Source organism: Clostridium thailandense (assembly GCF_019207025.1).
Taxonomy (GTDB): domain Bacteria; phylum Bacillota; class Clostridia; order Clostridiales; family Clostridiaceae; genus Clostridium_AM; species Clostridium_AM thailandense.
Genome location: NZ_JAEEGC010000098.1, coordinates 1 through 20,772, shown reverse-complemented (window position 1 = coordinate 20,772; position 20,772 = coordinate 1). Strand labels below are relative to the sequence as shown.

Below are 20,772 nucleotides of genomic sequence, written 5' to 3'. Positions count from 1 at the left end.
TATTTGTTTATTTTAGACTTTTTCATATTTTAAAACAACTCTACTGCTTTCATGATTTCACCAATAAATTTATCATCTTTTAAAATCTCATATATTTTTTGAATATCTATAGTGAGGTTTCTATCCTCGCTGTAGAAAGGGATTTTTTCTCTTATAATTTTATAAGCTTTTTTTGTTCCCTTCCCTAGTGTAATATCTGTTCTTAAATCAATTGCTTGTACTGAATGTAGTGCCTCTATTCCAAGTATATACAACAGATTATCTACTATTTTTCTTGTTTTTTGAACTACATAAGGAGAATTATTGGCATGATCTTCTATTTCTCCCGCTAATGAAAAGAAATCTGTAGTAGCCGGATTAGAAAGATGTCTAATTTCTGCATCCAATGAAGTAAATGCTTTTTGAATAGTACCATAAGCGATTACGTTGTTTGCAGGTGCCAAAAATCTTGAGAGCTTTGTAAATTCATTGTTGCTAAGCTTTATAGTTCTGTAGCAAGATGCCTTTGATACATGACTTAATGCTATTCCTATCATCTCAAATCCAAGAACCCAATTGGTTACTTCAAAATTAGAACAAGATACTATTCTTCTTTCATCTAGGATTAGACATGGATTATCATCAGACGAATTAATTTGTATAGTCAAATACTTTTTTAAATACTCTAATGCATCTCTAACGGCCCCATGTATATGAGCTGCTGATCTAAAGCTTAGAGGGTCCTGTACAGGCTTTTTCCAGTTTGGCTCATAAATATAACTTCCTTCAATATATTTTGATATTCTCTCTGCACTAAAAGCCTGACCTGGAAATGGCCTAATTTCATGAGTTTTAGGATCTAATGGAGATGTGTTGCCATTCAATCCTTCCAAACTAAGAGAATAAACCATATCAGCAATATCAAGAAGCTTTTCTATATCTCGCACTACTAGTACTCCCTCTCCTGCTGACAATGCATTTGAGCTTACAATTGCTAGTCCATCCTTAGGACCTAAAACAACCGGGTCCAGTCCCGCTTTACTGAGAGCTTCTTTTGCACTCATTTTAACTCCTTGAAAGTATGCATCTCCTTCACCAATCATCGCAAGCCCTATATGAGAAAGACACGCAATATCTGCTTCTCCTACAGAACCTCTTTCAGGAAGTACCGGAGTTACCCCTCTATTTAACATTTCCATATACATTAGTGCAATTTCTGGTTGAATACCTGTGCATCCCAAAAGTAAAGTATTTAATCTAACAAGAAGTACAGCTCTAACTTCTTCTATACTTGCTTCCGGTGTTACTGCAACACAATGTGAATGTATAAGATTTGTGTTGTATTGCTGAAAAAATTCTTTCATCACTCTCTTATCTTTATTCCATCCCACACCAGTATTAAATCCATAAATAGGAACATCACTATTCGCCAGGTCATATACAAGCTGCCTAGCATCTTTCAAAGTTTGAATTGCTTCAGAACTAACTTCTACTTTTGCACCTTTTCTAGAGACTTTTTCAACTTCCTCTAAAGTTAAGCTTCTTCCCGTTAAAATAACAGTTTCATTTTCCATTTCAGCACCCCATTTTTGTACTATTTTTCTGCCTTATCAGCTAGTATTTATGTTTTTTATTTCATAAGGTGTCCCCCTTCAAAAATAAGTTATTAAACTTACGAATTTATTTAATTTTATAAATATTAAGTCTAAAAAAAGTCAAAAAGAGTTAAAAAATAAACGAATTCAAAATTTTTTTTATTTTGAATCCGCCCAGATTTTATTTATGATTCTGTACGTAAGAGAATCTCATGTAAGTTATCAGCTTTATCTCTTCCCCATACAAAGTTTAGTTCACCATACAATTCTAGAGCCTTACTAATATAATTATAAGCTTCATTGTACTGACCTATTTCATACAAAGCTTGACCTGCATTAGTATAAAATATCGGAAGACCTAATCTTATATCCCTTTCTATACACATATTTATAGCTAATTCATAGTATTTAAGTGCTTCATCATATTCTTTTTTTACCATTTTACTTTCGCCTATAAAATCATAAGCTGCTGCAATATTTAAAATATATCTTTCCTTGTTTCCCAGATTATTAAACAAATCTATAGCTTTCTTTAATATTTTTTCACCCTCATCTAATTCTCCACTCATTATTTTTTCATATCCTTTTAATCTTAGCATCACAGGAATTTCATTGTCATAATGATGTTCTGTTGAAATTTCAATAGCCTTATCAATATATTCTTTCATAAGAGGAAAATTAGAGATATTCATTGAATAATAAACCACTTGTTTATAGCATTGAAGTGCTAATTGATAGTTTTGAATATCTATGCTATTTTTTATTAAACCATATATTATACTGAAGCCTCTTTCATATTCTCCTTTTCTAATATAGTCTCGTCCTACTATATACGAAAACTCCATTCCAATGACATTTAGTTTCTCTCTGTCTGCATCTTTGTTTTTTAAGTCTTTAATAATTTTATTTATCTCTTCAAATTTATCCTTAACTTTATCTTCAGTAAGCAAGTATTCTTCACAACAATAATTGTTATATAAAATTGGGAAGATTTCGTGCTTGTTTGTAAGATATACGTTTAAATTCTTAATTTTATATTCTAGTTCTTTTAATCTATTGTTACACCCTTTATGATGATAAATCAATTTAGAGTAAAGTGGAAAATCCTGAACATTATTCTTTAATCGCTTTTCAATAATTTCAGCAGCTTTTTTATGTAAAAAGCTTTTTTCTAAATTTGAAAGTTCAGAATAAACATATTCTCTCATCTTAATATGATTAAAAATAATTCCTATTTCATTATTTGAATATACTTCCTTTATCAATGCTTTCTTTTGAAGTTCGTCTATACTATACATAATCTCCAAATAGTTTTCTCCAACTAATTCTTGAATTTCTTCAACTTTAACCATATCAAAAAATATTGATATTATAGATAATAGTCTTCTGGCATTATCTGAAAGATTGTATAGTCTGGTTTTCAATATATCCTGCATCTTAGAGGAAATCATAGATGGAGTTTTTTTGTCTTTAAAGTTATTTAAATATTCAACAAGAAAAAACAGGTTTCCTTCGGTATTTAGGTACATGCTCTCTTCATCTTCCTTAGAGAAGCTTGAACTAGGTAGTAGCTTTTTTGCAAAGTCTATAGTTTCTTCACTATTTAAAGGATTAACTTCAATTTCAGTTATAATATCCCTTAATCTCATGAAAGTATTAAAATCATCAATTTTCTTTACATATCCACTTCTACAAGCAAAAATAATCATAATTCGCTTATTTCTTAAATTCAATATTATATTCTTCATAAGATCTAAACTCATCTGATCTATCCACTGTATGTCATCAAAAAATAAAATCATTCTTTTTTTCTTACATATACGATTTATGATATCTATAGCTGCCGATTCAATGGCCTGATACTTTAGCATGTCCCATTTCTCCAATGGTTCTATATATTCACAACTATTCTCTATATCGAAATTAGGAAAAATGCTTGCAATAACTCTATATATAGGTTGAGGTAATTTAATACCTTCATTTATTAATACTTTAAATATTTTTTCAAATATTAGATTCCAAGGTTTTAAAATATACTCCTCTTCTGCTTGATAACAATTAGTACTTATTATGCTTAAATTCTCATTTTTTATATTATTAAAAAATTCACAAACTATTCTAGTCTTTCCTATGCCAGCATCACCTTTTATTAATATAGTTTTTGATGAATCTACCTCCATAAAGCTCTTAAAGTTATTCATTAAAATGTCTAATTCTTTGACTCTTCCATAGAAAAATTCTAAGCTTCCAAATCCTTTATTCTTCTCAATATTATTTTTTAATTTTGTAATTTCTTTATAGAGTTCTTCCGTTTTTTCATCTGGAGATACACCTAAATCTTTTTTCAATTTTTCCTTCAAAACATTATATGTATATACGGCCTTGCCATATTTACCTTCTTCCATATATATAGTCATAAGAGACCTATAAGCTTGTTCGTTAAAGTCATCAACATAAAACAATTTTTTGCAGTAGTTCTTTGCACCTTTTACATTCTTCTCTTTCATAAAATTCTCTATACACTTAGTGAGCTTATAAATATATCTCTCTTTAATTCTTTCTCTTTCTTGTATCATCCACTCTTCAAAAACCTCTGCATCCTTAACATAAAAACCTTCCAAAAAATCTCCTTTATATAGTTTAACAGTTTCTTCATCAACATTATTCTCAAGTAATTTATCCTGCTTTTTCTCATCTAAAAACTTGTAAACATCACAATTAAATTGAATATTTGGATTCAACATGAGCAAGGGTCTCTTAGGTGATACAATAATCTCCTCATTAAATATTTTCTTTATTGAGTAAACAGCATTTCTTAAGTTTTTCTTTGCTACATCTTCATCAATATTTCCCCATAGAAGGTCTACAACACTGTCTCTTGAAACCTGTTTTTTCATTAGGATATAATAGAATAGAGCTTCAGATTTTCTGTAAGGAAAATATATTTTATTTTCTTCCTTTAAAACCTCTGGTATTCCAAGTAAGTTAGCATTAATTATAATCATATAATTATCATCTCTTTCTCAAATCAGGATTTTTACATAGACCTCTTTAATAATTAATTATATTATTAATGTTACTGCATATAAATACTTTTTTATATTAATTTTCACATTTTTATTGTAATTTCCAAAACCTTGAACTTTCTATTTATAGATATAAAATTAGAGTATCTTATATTATTAAAGTGAAATTGAGATAGATTTCATTTTAATAATTAAGATACTCTAATAAATTTTAATATTCTAAGTTTGTTAACTTTGACAAAAAATTGTTGCCTTTATAACCTTTGCCTTTTGGCTACCTTTATTACAAATTTTAATTTCATTATTATGTATTTCATCACTATATCTTGTAACTTCTAATATTTCACCTTTATTAACATTAAGTAACTCATTCCCAATAGTCAGCTGAAAATCTCCTTCTACACAATAAAAAGCATCTGTAACTTGATTTGTTTCTTCACTAATTTCATCTAAAAATATTTTAATATTATCATTAATAGAAAAAGCTTCTAGTTTTCCTATGCATCCCTCATTCATCATGAGATTGAAGTCCGTTACTTTACCAAAACTTTTGGTTTTCCAGCTTCCCATAAAACTATCTTGTTCAAAAGGGTTTAATATTACTTTGTGATGTCCTTCATGCTCGAGTCTTAAGACTCCATCTATCACCATAATAATCCTTGAAATACCTGGTAAATGTGTAAAAATTGATTCTTCAGCTTCAACCTTTGCCGAACTAAGTCTCCATTTGAAGCTTCTATCACTATACTTTGCATCTTCAGGATATATTAAAAGTTCTGTTGTAGTTCCACCAGACCACTCGCTTACCTGAAACTTACTTTTTTTTATTATGCTGATTTTATTCTCCATATAACCGCCACCTTTCCAGTTAATAAATTCGTCATCCTGAAGTTTTTTCCTGCATAATATTATAAGTTTCTAGAATAAAATTTCATTAATAATTTATATCTTCCTTTTCTAATTTTTACATATTAGTATCTTTTACTTTATCTATTTCGAACCAGAAAGTTACACCACCTTCACTATTCTCTACCCCGTAGGAATTTTTATGAAGATCTTGAATAGCTTTCACTATAGAAAGTCCAAGTCCATAGCCTCCATAAGCCCTTGTTCTTGCTTTGTCAACTTTATAAAAACTGTTCCATAATTTCCCTAAGGATTCGCTTGGTATATGCTTTCCTGTATTAAATACAATTACTCTTACCTTATCATCACTACATATATTTTTTATTTTAATAACTCTATCAATATCTATATGATTAATAGCATTATTAAGATAATTTGTAAGCACTTGTTCAATTCTTACCATATCTCCATAAACATTGATGTTTTCACAGCTTTCAAAATTCACTTCAATATTCTTTTCCTTAAAAATAGATTGATATTTATTTAGAACATATTTAATCAATTCCGTTAGATTAAATTCACTTTTTTCAATGTGAAAATATCCTGATTCAATTTGAGAAAGATTTAGCAAATCTCTTACCAGCTTATTCATTTTCTCTGTTTCATTCATAATAACATCACAATAGAATTTTCTATCTTCTATGTTTTCTGCTATGTTACTATTTAAGCCTTCTGCATAACCTTGTATTATTGACAAAGGTGTTCTTAATTCATGAGAAACACTAGATATGAATTCCTTTCTCATTTCATCTATTTTTCTTTCCTTTTCTATATCTTCTTCAAGTTTCTTATTTTTTATATTTAATTCTGTAATTGCTCTATCCAGTTCTCCAGAAAGGTAGTTAACACTTTGTCCAAGTTGCCCAATTTCATCTTTGCCATTTATATTACATTTTGCAGTAAAATCAAATTTAGCCATATTTCTAGCTATCTTATTTACCTCTAGTATTGGCTTTGTGAATCTTCTTGAAAATATATAAACCCACAAGCTTCCAAACATTATAATTATAATACCTGTTATTATAATAAATCTATTTGCAATATCTACACTTTCTCTTATAGAAACTATTGGAATTCTTATAGTAAGTATATCTCCATTGTTTAGCTTTGTTCCAAGTGCAAGAAAATCTATATTCATACCAGTATCTCTTCTTATCTCAAAAGTATCATTGCCTTCGGTATATTGGGTTACCTCATTATCATGAGGTTTATCTGGAAAAGGTTTTGACTCTGAATTTAGCTTATCATTATTCATTATGTGTTTGTCTTCTGGTGGTTTTCTAAAAGAACTATATAGCAGAATTCCATCACTGCTTCGTATGTCTATATTACTTCCTGTTATGCTAGCTGTTATATCAAGTTCATTTTGTATGTCTTTTATATTACCTTTATATATATTTGCTAGATGTTTTGCATTATCTCTCAATATACTCTTCTTCTTATCTACATAGTATTGTTCTAAATATAAGTTATTTAACATCCATAAAAGAAAAACAAAGAATATCAAAAGAAAAGTTATGGAAATAAAAAGTTTTGATCTTATTGATTTAATCATTTTTCAACCTCAAATCTATATCCATATCCACGAACAGTATGAACATAATCACTTTTAAAATCCAATTTTATTCTCAATCTGTTTATATGAGTATCTACTGTTCTTAAATCCCCATAGTAGTCATATCCCCATACTTTATCTAATATCTGTTCTCTACTTAAAGCTTTTCCGTAATTTTCGGTAAGATATATCAATAAATCATATTCTTTAGGGCTTAAATCGATTCTCTCATTTTCAATAACTACTTGGTGGGCACTTTCGTCTATTTTTAAACCTTCAAATTCCTTAAGATTAGTATCTGCAGGTGCTGCTCTTCTAAGCACTGCGTTTACTCTTGCTATTAATATATTGGGACTAAAGGGTTTGGAAATATACTCGTCAGCTCCAATATCAAGACCAAAAACTTCGTCAAATTCTTCTCCTCTTGCTGTCAGCATTATAATTGGAACGTTTGACTTTTTTCTTATTTCCCTACATACAGTCCATCCATCGTATTCGGGAAGCATTACGTCAAGAATTATTAAATCTATGTCACTCTCTGCAGAAAATAAATCCAAAGCCTTTCGTCCGTCCTCTGCTTCAATTGTATTATATCCTTCCTTTTTAAGAAAATCTGTTACAAGTTTTCTTATTAAAGGTTCATCATCAACTACTAATATTTTCTTGCCACTCATACTATACCTCCAGTTTTTTACTACATTTATTATACAATACTTCTGTTACATCTTTGTCACAATTTCATTATTAATCCAGAAAAATTTACAAAATATCTCTTACCTTTATCAATAATTAGTTATTCTTCTAAATAATTAAACGGCATATATAATCTATGCCGTTTAATTATTAACTTTATCTATACAACCTGTTTTTTCACAAAGTTATAAAAAATCTCTTCTGCTAATTTTGGTTCATATTTATCTTTGAGACTTAAGAGGTACGGTATAAGTTCTTCCCTAAGCTCATCACGTTTTAAGGCATATTCTATATTAGCTCTTAAAAATCCAAATTTGTCTCCAACATCATATCTTTCTCCCTCAAAGCAGTAAGCATATACAGACTCATATTTTGATAATTCCTTTAATGCATCTGTAAGTTGTATTTCTCCTCCTTTGCCAGGCTTAGTCTTTTCCAGCATCTCAAATATTTTAGGAGTTATTATATACCTTCCAAGTATTGCTATATTAGATGTTGCTTCTTCAACCTTAGGTTTTTCTATCATATTGTTAACCTTATATACATTGTTTTCAAGTTCAAGCCCATTTATTATACCATATTTAAAGACATCTTCTTTGCGTACTTGCTGAACTCCTAAAATTGAAGTCTTATATCTATCATAGCAATCCATTAACTGTTTCAAGCAAGGTGTTTTACTGTCAACTACATCATCACCAAGCATAACTGCAAAAGGTTCATCTCCTACAAAGGTTTTAGCACGACTTATAGCATGTCCTAACCCCCTTGGTTCTTTTTGTCTCATGTAATATATGTCAACCATATTAGATATGCCCTGAACTAACTCAAGTAGTTCTTCTTTATTACTGTTTTTCAATTCATCTTCAAGTTCAACAGCTTTATCAAAATGATCTTCTATAGCTCTTTTATTTCTTCCCGTAATTATTAATATTTCTTCTATACCAGAAGCTACGGCTTCCTCTACTATATATTGAATTGTAGGTTTATCTACTATAGGCAGCATTTCTTTTGGCTGAGCTTTTGTTGCTGGTAAAAATCTTGTTCCGAGTCCTGCTGCAGGGATTATTGCTTTCTTTATACTCATAACTATACAGTCCTTTCTCTTTAAGTTATTAAATCTTACTTAGTTTTATAAATTCTCAATCTTTTTATTCATAAAATTTAATTTACATACTAATTTTGCACTATGCCTTTCAAATCATATAACTGTTCGGAATTCATTCCACCTGGCCCTCTGAATCCTCCATCTCTTAAGTTAGTATTCTTGTTTGTGTTTCCATCTGAGCTTTGTGTTTGTGTATCGGAAATATTTTTGTTGCTATTTTCATTTTGAGTGCTTACTTCATTAGAATCTTTCCATTCACTTTCAGCAACAACTTTACCATTCTCTTTAACCCAATTCATAATACTGTTACTTGAATTGCCTCCCATGCCTCCTGCAAGTACATATCTTACCTCTCCTTTTTTAACTAGCTCTTTAAATTGATCCAAAGTAAGCGTATTGTCAGAGCCTGAAAATCCTCCGAGCGCCATTACTGATTCACCAGTTTGAATTATTATACTATCAGCGCTTTGAGAAGATGATACTACCAATAAGTATTTCTCATTTGTTCTATTATTTTTTAAGAACTGAACAAGTTTAGTGTTAACACTTTCTGCATTTCCCCCACCAAAGTTACCCATTTTATTACCTGTTGAGAGAAGCTCTAATCCAGCTACTGGTAAATTTCCTACCGAATGATATAGTACAGCACTTGAACCAATCAAAGGTGTTACCAGAGTTCCTATAAGAGCAATTCCTACTAATACCTTTTTAAACTTTACATTTTTACTTTGTTCTAAGCTATTATCGCTATCTTCTGCTGTATTTTTCTTTTCTTTTATTAGATTAGATATTGCAAGTATAGCAGAAGCTGCAAAACACAATATCAATGATGCTAAAATCACATTTTTTATAACAGTTGAAACATTGCTGCTAAAATAAGATATCATAAGAAGCTGTGTTAAACCTTCTACAACAAAAGCTACTGGTAGAATCCATGCCTTCCATCCACCTTCCTTAAACATTTCCCACATCACCGAAATTCCAATTCCAGTTAAAGCTGCTGCTGGTGGTGCCATCATAGTTAAATAGTATGGATGAAACAATCCTGTTGTAAAACTAAAGTATATAAATTCTGGTACTAGCCAAACCATCCAGAGTACTAATGCTAGTTTTTTCTTATTATCAAGAGAAAATCTCAACTTTTCTTTTATAGCTCCTGCTATAAATCCGAATAATGCTAATGGCAAGAACCAAACTATTTGATCTGACAGGATATTTTTAGAAAATAATCTTGTAATTCCTGCTGGTGTTTCAGCACCAAAAGATCCTGCCAATCTAGTTCCTGATCCGCCTCCTGGTCCACCACCTTGATTTCCTCCTGGTCTGCCTCCACTTGGTGGCTGCATGTTTCCATCTTTCATTCCAGGTGCTCCCTGACCTAGACCACTTGGAGCTCCTCCTTGTACTCCCTGCCCCTGGCTATTGCCATTACTATTTTCTATATTATTTTTATTTGACGTCTCCTGTGTAGCACTAGAAACAGCATTAACCTTGTCTTCTGATTTTTTTTGACTTTGGCCACCCTGTCTATTTCCTCCACTTCCTGGAGTTGATTTGCTTCCAAGCCCTAGTCTTTCTAAACCATTGTGTCCTAATACGAGTTCCATGACACTGTTATTTGTGCTGCTGCCAACATAAGGTCTATTCTGTGCTGGCACTAAATCTACAGCTATTGCCCAGGAAAAAGATACTGCTAAAAGAATTACTGTTCCGAGTACAAGATGCTTTATTCTCTTTTTAACTGGCAGTGCTGTAGAAAGAAGATAGGTTATATATAATGCTGGTCCTATCATATAGGCCTGAAGCATTTTTATATTAAATCCAACCCCTACAAGAACTAAACTTATTATAAGATATTTAAGCTTTCCTCTTTCGGCAGCTACTGAAAGAGCCCAGCAAGCAAATAATAAAGTTATCACAAGTAAATTATCTATTGTATTATTTCTGCTAGCAGCTACAAAAACTGGAGTTACTGCAAGACATAAAGCGGATATTAAACCTGCCATACTTCCAAAAGATCTTTTAACTAGGTAATATACAAGCCATACCGAAATCACTCCAGCAAGTGCCTGTGGAAGTAATATGCTCCATCCACTAAATCCAAATATCTTAGCAGATATAGTTTGTATCCAAAATCCAACTGGTGGTTTATCTATAGTTACAAATCCTGCTGGATCAAAAGACACAAAGAAGAAATTTTTAAAGCTCATAAGCATGCTCTTTACACCAGCTGCATAATATTCATTTGAATATCCCTCTATGCCTATATTTGCAAAGTTTAATACAGCGGATAATATTAAAATCAATGTTACTGCGAAAGTTTCTTTTGTAAACTTTATCTTTTTCATTTCTTCCTCCTTAGTTGAACACCCACAGCTTATATGCAAGAAAATTTGTTATCTGTGCTATAAATGTTACAATTATCTTTGATATATATACATTAAGACTATAATCTTTTACTAAAAGTTTCATAAATATTATTGAAACACTAAGTGAAACTATATTAACTACAATAAATTGAAATAGTTCTTTATAAAGTTTTTTACTTGTATTTCCTCTTTGAAAAGTCCACTTTTTATTAAATACAAAACTATTTGCAACGCCTAAACTGTATCCTATCACCTGGCTTACAGCATAATTTACTCCAAACAAACTGTTGAATATAGTAAAAAAAACAAAGTCTATAGCTGTATTTAATACTCCTATTAATGAAAATCTGCTTATTCGTTTAAATTTTCCTTCAAGTATATAGTTATTTATATTAGCTACTAATTTCACACTTTTCACCAGCCTTTTTATAATTTACTGTACTTTCTATTATATAGATAGGTCTTCCTTTACTTTCATCAAAAATTCTTCCAATATATTGACCCATTATACCGATGCTGCCAAGTGTTATACCGAAAAACATTATATTCATGGATAAAACTAAACCTAAGCTTAATATATCTGTTCTTTGGATTAAATCTTTTATAACAATAGCAATGCTTGAAATCATTCCTGCTAAGAAAGCTAAGCCTCCAAAATATCCAGCAAACACAAGTGGTTTAAATGAGAAAGAAGTTATACCATCTAGTGCCAGCTTCATCATCTTTCTTAAAGGATATTTACTATCCCCAGCAAATCTCTCCTGTCTTACAAATTCTACATAAGTCTGTTTGTATCCCACCCAGCTAACTAATCCTCTTACATATCTATTTTTCTCAGGAAGTGAAACTAAAGCATCACATACTTTTCTATCTATAAGCCTAAAATCTCCTGTGTCCACTGGAATATTGATACTTGTCATGCTCTTTAATGTCCTATAAAACATCTTAGCGGTAAACTTTTTAAAGAAAGTTTCTCCTTCTCTTTTTACTCTTTTTCCATAAACAACATGGTAGCCTTCCTTCCACTTTTCAATCATATTTAAGATTACTTCTGGAGGATCCTGAAGATCTGCATCTATTACTACAACTGCATCTCCTAGTGCCATATCCATTCCTGCTGTTATTGCAGCTTGATGACCAAAGTTTCTTGAAAAATTTATAAGCTTTATTTTTGTATCAATCTTACATATTTTTTCTACTTTCTCAACTGTTTTATCTGAGCTTCCATCATTTATAAAGACAATCTCATAATTTTCTTTAGTGCTATCCATAACCTTCTTTAATCTTCTATAACTTTCATCTATAACAAGTTCTTCATTATATAAAGGTACTACAACAGAATAAACTGTACTATTACGCATATATATCACCTCAACAATTAATATTTTTTTGTACTCATTCTAAAAATTATTTTTTCAATATCAAGTTTATGTTTATATTGTAGCCTCGTATTGTTACATTTAAGTTACAATTCAAATGCATTTTAAACACAAAATAGGGTTCTTAAGTGAAAATTCACTTAAGAACCCTATTATCTTATTCAAACCTTAGAGCTTCAATTGGACTTAGTTTAGAAGCTTTATCGGCAGGATATACTCCAAAGACTATACCTACAAAAATTGAAAATAGAAACGATGCTAAAACTACATTACTAGATATTACAACAGATGTATTAAAAAAAGTCTTCATAACATAAGCTGCTAAATATCCTCCTAAAACTCCTAGTATTCCTCCAACAGTACTTATTCCAGCTGATTCTAGCAAGAATTGCAACAATATAGTACTCCTCTTTGCTCCAATAGCTTTTCTTATGCCTATTTCTCTTGTTCTTTCAATTACTGAAACAAGCATAATATTCATAATTCCTATTCCACCAACTAATAAAGATATACATGCTATTCCTGAGAGCATAGTAGTCATGCTGTCAGTTGTTGATGTTGCAGTTTCTAAAAGAGTAGATTGATCCATTATTCTATAATTAGTACTACCCGAAGAGTCACTACTAAATTTATTATCCATAAACAATTGGAGATATGCCTTAGCTTCCGATACAGAATTCTGATCTGTAGCTTCAACATAAAAAGTTTTTATCGTTGAAATTTTGAACAATCTTTGTGCAACACTTAAAGGTATTATTATTTTTTCATCTGGTGAATCTTGTCCACTCCCCCCCTGAGTTGCAAGTACCCCTACTATGGAGAATGTGCTTCCATTTATATTAATCTCCTCTCCAACAATATCTGTACTTCCAAACAGAGTATCTGCTACATCTGAACCAATTACTGCAACTCTGTACCTGCTGTCTACATCATCTTGATTTATAAATCTTCCACTACTTACACCTAAATTCTTTATAGTAGCATAAGCTGGTACGCCTCCTTCAATAGAAGTAGTTGTACTTTTTGAACTACTTCCTGACTTTACATATATGTTTCCCTCTGAAGCCGAAGGTGCTATATCCTTTATCCCTGGTTTCTTTTTAAGTTCATTCAATTCAGCAGTTGTCACTGTTACGCTTCTTCTTCCCATGATATTTACAGTTATAAGATTAGTTCCTAAACTTGAAATTTTAGAAGCTACATCCTGTTTAGTACCTTGACCCATACCTACTAGGGCTATAACAGAACTGATACCTATTATTATCCCCAGCATAGTAAGAAAAGATCTCATTTTATTAGCCAAAACCGATGAAACTGCCATTTTTATAAGCTTGCTAAATTTCATTTAAACCACCCTGCTATATTCAATATTTGATTCATCTGATTCAATACGTCCATCTTTTACAGTTATTATTCTTTTAGCTTCCTGTGCAATTTCACGATCATGTGTTATAAGCACGATTGTATTTCCCTCTTTATTTAATTGCTTAAGCATTTCAATAACTTCTTTTCCTGTTTTACTGTCTAATGCTCCCGTAGGTTCATCTGCAAGTAATAGTTCAGGCTCAGTTGCAAGTGCTCTTGCAATTGCAACCCTTTGCTTTTGACCTCCTGAAAGTTCTGCAGGTTTATGCTTAATATGAGAAGCGAGTCCAACTCTTTCTAAAGACTTTAAGGCTTTTTCCTTCATTTCTTTGTTACTTAATCCTTGATATATTAAAGGTAATTCTACATTCTCTATTACATTCATTTTTGGCAAAAGATTGTAGTTTTGAAATATAAAGCCTATCTTTCTATTACGAATTTCAGATAATTTATCATCACTACAATCAGTGTTTTCTCCATCAAGAATATATTGTCCGGAAGTTGCCAAATCTAAACACCCTATTATATTCATTAAAGTAGATTTTCCTGCACCAGAAGGCCCTACTATTGATACAAACTCACCTTTTTTTATATTCAAATTAACATCGCTTAAAGCCCTATATTCGCTGCTGCCCATTTTATAGATTTTATTAACATCTTTCATTTCTATAACAACATCCATATTATCTCTCCCCTATTTAAAATATGTTTACATTCCTGGAGGGCCTCCCATTCCGCCTCCCATTCCGCCACTTTGCTGGCTACTTTTGCTCTTGCTGCTTGACTTCGTACTTGTACTCGTGCTTTCTGAAAGTTCTGTCATAACAGTTTGTCCCTCAGTAACACCACTTGTTATTTCAATTAAAGTTTTATTCTTAAGCCCTGTCTTTACTTCTACAAGTTTTCCTGGAGTTGTATTATTAGAATCTTTTTTGCTAGACGAAGATGATGAAGGTGATTTCTGTGTATCCTGAACCATAACATACTTCTTACCATTTTTTTCTACAATAGCTTCTACTGGAACTGTCAATACGTTTGCTTTACTTTGTACTGCAATAGTAACATTTGCATTCATTCCTATTTTTACATTTTCCGGATTATTTATAGTTACAATTACATCATAGGTTGTAACATTATTCGTGGTTGTACCACTTTGTGCAATAGACTCAACGATACCTGTGAAGGTTTTATTTTCAATATCATCTATCTTTACAGTGGTTGTTTGTCCAATTTGCACCTTATTAATATCTAATTCATCCACAGCAAGTGTTACCTGCATTTTAGCTGTATCTGTTATAGTAGCTATAAGTTTTTCATTTGTTACAATTTCACCATTTTTAACACTTAACGTTGTTACTATTCCGCTTATAGGAGTGGATATTGTAGATTTAGATAATGTTTCTTCCTTATCTGCTAGATTTTTTTCTGCCAGCTTAATGTCATTTTCTTTTTGAGCAATGCTGTTATTTAAAGTTTTAGGATCAAGCTTAAATAAAACATCACCTTTTTTAACAGTCTGTCCAGCTGATACATTAACTTCTGCTACTTTTCCACTAGAAGGAAATGGAACAGCTGTTTCCAAAGAACCATCACCTACAGTTATCATTGCCATTCCTCCATAAGTAGATTTTATAGAAGCAATATCATCTCCTGCTGCTGCATATACTGCTCTTACTTTTCCATCTATAGGAGCCTTTATTGTGAGGTCATCTAACTGATTTTTCAGTGACTGCAGCTCCAGATAACTATGCTGTAGAGAGATTTTTGCATTTTCTACTGCCTGTTGATTTGTATCATCATCAATTTTGCAAAACAAATCCCCTTTATTAACAGCACCCCCTAATTTTGCAGTCATTCCCTGTATAGCGCCAGTATTAGAAGAATAAACATTTACCGCATCTGCCCCTGTAACAGTACCAGTAGCCTCTACAGTAATATCTAGATTTGTTTTTGTTACCTTTGATAAAGAATACTTGGTAGATGATTTAGTAGAATTTTTAGATGCATACTTTTTATGTACAAAATATCCACCTACCCCTACTACAAGTACTAAGGCTATTATTGCTAACGCCTTTTTTGATAGAAACTTTTTCATGCCTGAAAACCTCCAAGTTTAATTATTGTTAAAGTTATTAATTTTGTTATCTCATATATTTCGGCTATTGGATCTTATTTCCTCAATATTTATACGATCATTATAAAGTTCAAATGTTACAATTCTGTTACAATTCTGTTACAGAGCTTGCACAATAATACCAAATTAGCCATTTTATAAGCTAGACAAAGTAAATATAAAGTATATTATTTCAAGAACAAGCTATTATACAAACTTTTCTAAAACGATACTTGCAGCATAATAAATACAAATAAAAATCACTATCAGAATTACTATGAATTCTGATAGTGATTTTTGTAGTTATGAAAGTATATCTTCAAATACATCTATATTATAATTTTAATGATGAAATAACCTTATACCCGAAAAGGCCATAGCCATATCATATTCATCACAAGCTTCTATTACACTATTGTCCCTTAAGGAGCCACCAGGCTGAATAACATATTTTACTCCGCTTTGAGCTGCCCTATCTATGTTATCTCTAAAAGGAAAAAATGCATCTGAACCTAATGAAACTCCTGTGAAATTGGATAACCATGCTAGTTTTTCTTCTTTTGTTAATTTCTTTGGTAGTTCTTTAAACACATTTTTCCATTCCTGCATTTCTACTGAAGTAACATCATCTCTAAGGTATTGGTCTATAGCGTTATCCATTTCTGGCATTGAAACACCTTCTTTAAAAGACAAATTAAGTACAGCAGGATGTTGTCTCAAATACCATATATCTGCTTTTGATGCTGCTAGCCTTGTACAATGTACACGTGATTGTTGGCCAGCACCTACACCAATAACTTGACCATCAATTGCGAAACAAACTGAATTGGACTGAGTGTATTTTAAAGTAATCATGGATATAATCAGATCACGTTTTGCATCTCCCGTAATATTTTTATTTTTAGTAACCATATTTCTAAGAACATCTTCATTTATTAAAATATCATTTCTTTTTTGTTCAAAAGTTATTCCATATATCTCTCTTTTCTCTATGTCTTCTGGCTCATAGTCCCAATCCATTTCAATTACACAATAGTTGCCTTTTTTCTTTCTCTTTAGAAGCTGTAGTGCTTCTTCTGTATACCCTCTAGCAATTATTCCATCTGAAACAGACTTACTTAAAATTATTGCAGTAGGTAAATCAACAACTTCACTTATAGCTGCCCAATCTCCAAAAGAAGACATTCTATCTGCACCTCTGGCTCTTGCATAAGCAGCGGCAACTGGAGTTAGTTCTATATCCTTAACAAAATAGGACTTTTTTAGTGCATCATTAAGAGGTATTCCCACTGCTGCTCCTGCAGGACTGACATGTTTAAAAGACGCTGCTGCTGGAAGATTCGTTACCTGTTTCAATTCCTTTACTAATTGCCAGGAGTTAAAGGCATCCATAAAATTAATATATCCTGGATTGCCATTTAAAATTTTAAAAGGTAATCTGCCATCCTTTACATAAATTCTTGCTGGTTTTTGCTGCGGGTTACATCCATACTTAAGTAAAACCTCAATGTTTTTCATAAAATCAACCTCCAAAAGTAAAATAAAAAGCCGCCTGGATAAATTTATATTTACCCAGGCGGCCGATACTCTTTTCAATCATGCTCCCCATGGTAATCTCCATTTCCGCCAGTTACATGATTGATTTTTATTCTTTTTTATTTAAGTATATACTATAATGGTGTTTTTCGTCAATTCTACTTTATATTCTCCTAATTCAGTATTTTAATGTATTTTCTTTGATTTATTTAGAAATAAATCACCTCACACATTAATAATGCATATCATTATTATAGGGAGTGATTTACCATGGATCATAATAAAAATAAACATGATTATAGAGATATGATTGCTGGTGTAAATGAAAAAATCCCCATTGCAAATGGGAAATTAACAACTGCTATAAATTTCGATAATGCAGCTACTACTCCACCCTTTAAGGTTGTTTTAGATGCAATAACGGATTTCTCAAGGCACTATTCTTCAATTCACAGAGGAACAGGCTACAAATCTATATTTTCATCTAAAGTGTATGAGGATTCACGCAAAATAGTATGTGACTTTATCCATTGCGATCATCGCAAAAACACAGTTATTTATGTAAAAAATACTACTGAAGCTATAAATAAATTGTCCTCCATTATATCAAATATTTATGATGACTGTGTAATTATTTCAACACGAATGGAACATCACTCTAACGACCTACCTTGGAGAAATAAATTTAGAGTTGATTATATTGATGTAGATGCACTTGGAAAGTTAAATATATCAGACTTAGAAAATAAGCTTAAAAAATATAACGGAAAAGTTAAATTAGTATGTGTCACAGGCGCTTCCAATGTTACTGGATATAAAAATCCTATATACAAAATTGCTAGCCTCTGTCACAATTACAATGCCAAAATATTAGTAGATGGAGCTCAACTTGTTCCACATTATCCTATTTATATGAAATCTTCACACAAAGACAGATGTATTGACTTTCTTGCATTCTCAGCTCATAAAATGTATGCTCCTTTCGGTACCGGAGTTCTTGTAGGACCTAAAGACTTTTTTTCATTTGCAGAGCCAGATCATGTCGGAGGTGGTACTATTGATATAGTAACGGATGATTTTGTGACTTGGGCAGACCCACCTGATAAAAACGAAGCAGGTACTCCTAATTTAATGGGTGTTATAGCATTAACTACTGCAATTAAAACACTTAATCATCTAGATATGCGAAAAATAGATAAAAAAGAAATGGATATCTATTACTACGCTCTAGAACAATTAAAAAAAATACCAGGCATTACAATCTACTGTGATACTGATAACTGTGATAAAGTTGCCATACTTCCTTTCAATATAGACGGTGTTTACCACGAATTTACAGCTAAAAAGTTATCCGAAATCTCAGGAATTGCAGTTAGAAGTGGGTGTTTTTGTGCTCACCCATACATCAGGAGACTACTAAAAATTCCAGCTGAAGAAATGGAATATTATCAAAAAAATCGAGATATTAACCGACCTGGAATGGTTAGACTTAGTTTTAGTTTTTATAACACCTACGAAGAAGTAGATGCACTGGTTAAAACGCTCAAAAAAATTATTAAACACAAATCTTCTTTTCAATAGTTACCCATCATTGAAAGTTTACTTATTTTGAAAAACTTAAATAAGTAAACTTTCTACTTTTTTCTTTCTCTTTAGATAAAACTTTTAGTTGAGAACTCATATTTCCACAATAAGTCTAAAATTTATAACTACTTTACTTCAATTGTTATACTTTTAATTATATTCTTTGCTGTAGTCAACTTAGAAAAATCTTCATACAGATTTCCATCTTTTCCGCTAGGACTACTGTGACCAATAAGTTTCAAATTATATACACTATTTGTGGAATTCAAATCAATAGTCGTACTGTAGACAAGGGCAGGTTGACCACTTCCCCATTCTCCCCCGGAATAATTATCCATATTAGGAACTGCATCTTTGGGATAATATTCATTAAAATCTGTTGAACTATTAAATTCGGCAAGGATTAAATATTTACTCTGCTTATCACTAGTTTTAGTTTTTATAATAAAATTTCCCTTTGGCGTAGCTGATGATATTACATCCGCTTCTATTACATTATTGCCACGCTTATGAGTCCAATATGGCAAAGCTTCTTCACGCTTAATTTGATTTTTAGGTGCAGAATCATTTGGCGCTTTGCTCCAGCTTTGATTGACAATTTTCGATGTTGCATATAATGTCTCAATATAATTTCCATTCAAATCCTCAATCCAAACTGCAAATTGCGGAGAGGTTTTTATACTAATAAAAGAATTAATTTTAAATTTATGAAGATATTGTTCTCCTTTTGTAATTGAAATGGTTAAATCTTTACCTTCTTTTTTGTCTATCATTTTAATAGTACTAGTTCCGTTAATCTTTACTATATCTGCAGTTTTGTAGATTGCTAGTATGATTATAACAATCATACTCACTAAAAAGAAAATTTGTCTTTTCACTGTTACCTCCTCCTCTATTTTTTTATTGCTCTTATCATAAATTCAAATGCCTCTTCTATTAACTGCTGGATTTGTATGTTATAATAATGCCTTAAATAACTTTCCTTCTTAACAATACTATTGAAAATCCCTGCAATACTTGACCATAAAATAACTATTGTGTAATTTATATTTATGTTTTCTAATATACTTCCTTCTTCAATTCCCTTGCTAATTATTTCCTTCAAAATATTTAGGGATTTTTCTCCTTCTTTATAACATTCAGTAATTACCTTATCCTGATTCTTGAAATCCGATTCTTGATTCTCATAATCTACTATTACCTTAAAATAATTAGGTTGACTTCTTATAAATTCAATAAAAGTTTCTGCTATTACATTTATTTTTTCTATGCTTGTAGCTGACTCTTTATTTTCTAAACTTTTTCCTAACATATTATTTAAGACCCTAAACGCTCGTAGCATGATCTCATAATAAATCTGATCCTTACTTTGAAAGTATATATAAATTGTTCTTTTACTAAACTCAGCTTCTCTAGCAATTTCATCCATAGTTGATTGCTGTATACCTTTTTCAAAAAAAACCCTTTCTGCTGCATCTATAATATCATTTTTTCTTATTAACATTTCTCTTTCTTTTCGTTCTTTCGTTCCCATAGCATTTCCTTTCATTAATATGTAATAAAGTAA

16 protein-coding genes and 1 riboswitch are annotated in these 20,772 nt (G+C 31.2%); of the genes, 1 reads left to right on the top strand and 15 read right to left on the bottom strand.

Annotation, left to right across the window (positions count from 1 at the left end; genetic code table 11):
• Window positions 1-29: 29 nt before the first annotated feature.
• The 13 genes from I6U48_RS17905 to I6U48_RS17845 form a co-directional block, all read right to left on the bottom strand.
• Window positions 30-1,553 (bottom strand): HAL/PAL/TAL family ammonia-lyase, encoded by a 1,524-nt coding sequence (locus I6U48_RS17905; protein WP_218321837.1) that lies wholly within the window; start codon window positions 1,551-1,553, stop codon window positions 30-32.
• A 206-nt stretch (window positions 1,554-1,759) separates the two neighbouring features.
• Window positions 1,760-4,579: an AfsR/SARP family transcriptional regulator gene (locus I6U48_RS17900; RefSeq protein ID WP_218321836.1), complete on the bottom strand. Its 2,820-nt coding sequence runs from the start codon at window positions 4,577-4,579 to the stop codon at window positions 1,760-1,762.
• Window positions 4,580-4,828: 249 nt separating this feature from the next.
• Complete coding sequence (locus I6U48_RS17895; RefSeq protein ID WP_218321835.1) at window positions 4,829-5,449, bottom strand: HutD/Ves family protein; 621 nt, start codon at window positions 5,447-5,449, stop codon at window positions 4,829-4,831.
• 115 nt (window positions 5,450-5,564) lie between these two features.
• On the bottom strand, window positions 5,565-7,061 hold the full coding sequence (locus I6U48_RS17890; protein WP_218321834.1) for a sensor histidine kinase: 1,497 nt from the start codon (window positions 7,059-7,061) through the stop codon (window positions 5,565-5,567).
• Window positions 7,058-7,735 carry a response regulator gene (locus I6U48_RS17885; RefSeq protein WP_218321833.1) on the bottom strand — a complete coding sequence of 226 codons (678 nt, stop codon included), beginning with the start codon at window positions 7,733-7,735 and terminating at the stop codon, window positions 7,058-7,060. Before I6U48_RS17885 ends, I6U48_RS17890 begins: the two co-directional genes overlap by 4 nt.
• 179 nt (window positions 7,736-7,914) lie before the next feature.
• Complete coding sequence (galU, locus tag I6U48_RS17880) at window positions 7,915-8,838, bottom strand: UTP--glucose-1-phosphate uridylyltransferase GalU (protein WP_218321832.1); 924 nt, start codon at window positions 8,836-8,838, stop codon at window positions 7,915-7,917.
• 89 nt (window positions 8,839-8,927) lie between these two features.
• A complete protein-coding gene (locus I6U48_RS17875; protein ID WP_218321831.1) occupies window positions 8,928-11,207 on the bottom strand; it encodes a glycosyltransferase family 39 protein in 2,280 nt (759 codons plus the stop codon).
• A gap of 10 nt (window positions 11,208-11,217) precedes the next feature.
• Window positions 11,218-11,637, bottom strand: a complete 420-nt coding sequence (locus tag I6U48_RS17870) for a GtrA family protein (protein WP_218321830.1) — start codon at window positions 11,635-11,637, stop codon at window positions 11,218-11,220.
• Window positions 11,621-12,589: a glycosyltransferase family 2 protein gene (locus I6U48_RS17865; protein ID WP_218321829.1), complete on the bottom strand. Its 969-nt coding sequence runs from the start codon at window positions 12,587-12,589 to the stop codon at window positions 11,621-11,623. The genes I6U48_RS17870 and I6U48_RS17865 overlap by 17 nt, the downstream gene beginning before the upstream one ends.
• 175 nt (window positions 12,590-12,764) lie before the next feature.
• Window positions 12,765-13,952, bottom strand: a complete 1,188-nt coding sequence (locus tag I6U48_RS17860; protein ID WP_218321828.1) for an ABC transporter permease — start codon at window positions 13,950-13,952, stop codon at window positions 12,765-12,767.
• Window positions 13,953-14,654 carry an ABC transporter ATP-binding protein gene (locus I6U48_RS17855; protein WP_218321827.1) on the bottom strand — a complete coding sequence of 234 codons (702 nt, stop codon included), beginning with the start codon at window positions 14,652-14,654 and terminating at the stop codon, window positions 13,953-13,955.
• A 27-nt stretch (window positions 14,655-14,681) separates the two neighbouring features.
• Window positions 14,682-16,067, bottom strand: coding sequence for an efflux RND transporter periplasmic adaptor subunit (locus I6U48_RS17850; RefSeq protein WP_218321826.1), 1,386 nt, complete (start codon window positions 16,065-16,067; stop codon window positions 14,682-14,684).
• 360 nt (window positions 16,068-16,427) lie between these two features.
• A complete protein-coding gene (locus I6U48_RS17845; protein WP_218321825.1) occupies window positions 16,428-17,603 on the bottom strand; it encodes a phosphoribosylaminoimidazolecarboxamide formyltransferase in 1,176 nt (391 codons plus the stop codon).
• A 45-nt stretch (window positions 17,604-17,648) separates the two neighbouring features.
• Window positions 17,649-17,729: riboswitch (ZMP/ZTP riboswitch) on the bottom strand.
• A gap of 162 nt (window positions 17,730-17,891) precedes the next feature.
• Between I6U48_RS17845 and I6U48_RS17840 the strand changes: the two genes are divergently transcribed.
• Window positions 17,892-19,202, top strand: a complete 1,311-nt coding sequence (locus tag I6U48_RS17840; protein WP_218321824.1) for an aminotransferase class V-fold PLP-dependent enzyme — start codon at window positions 17,892-17,894, stop codon at window positions 19,200-19,202.
• Window positions 19,203-19,330: 128 nt separating this feature from the next.
• Here the strand turns inward: I6U48_RS17840 and I6U48_RS17835 are convergent, their stop codons facing one another.
• Both I6U48_RS17835 and I6U48_RS17830 read right to left on the bottom strand, forming a co-directional pair.
• Window positions 19,331-20,083 (bottom strand): DUF2271 domain-containing protein, encoded by a 753-nt coding sequence (locus tag I6U48_RS17835; protein WP_218321823.1) that lies wholly within the window; start codon window positions 20,081-20,083, stop codon window positions 19,331-19,333.
• A gap of 14 nt (window positions 20,084-20,097) precedes the next feature.
• Window positions 20,098-20,772, bottom strand: a 675-nt coding sequence (locus I6U48_RS17830; protein WP_246615425.1) for a TetR/AcrR family transcriptional regulator, incomplete at its 5' end; no start/stop codon positions are given.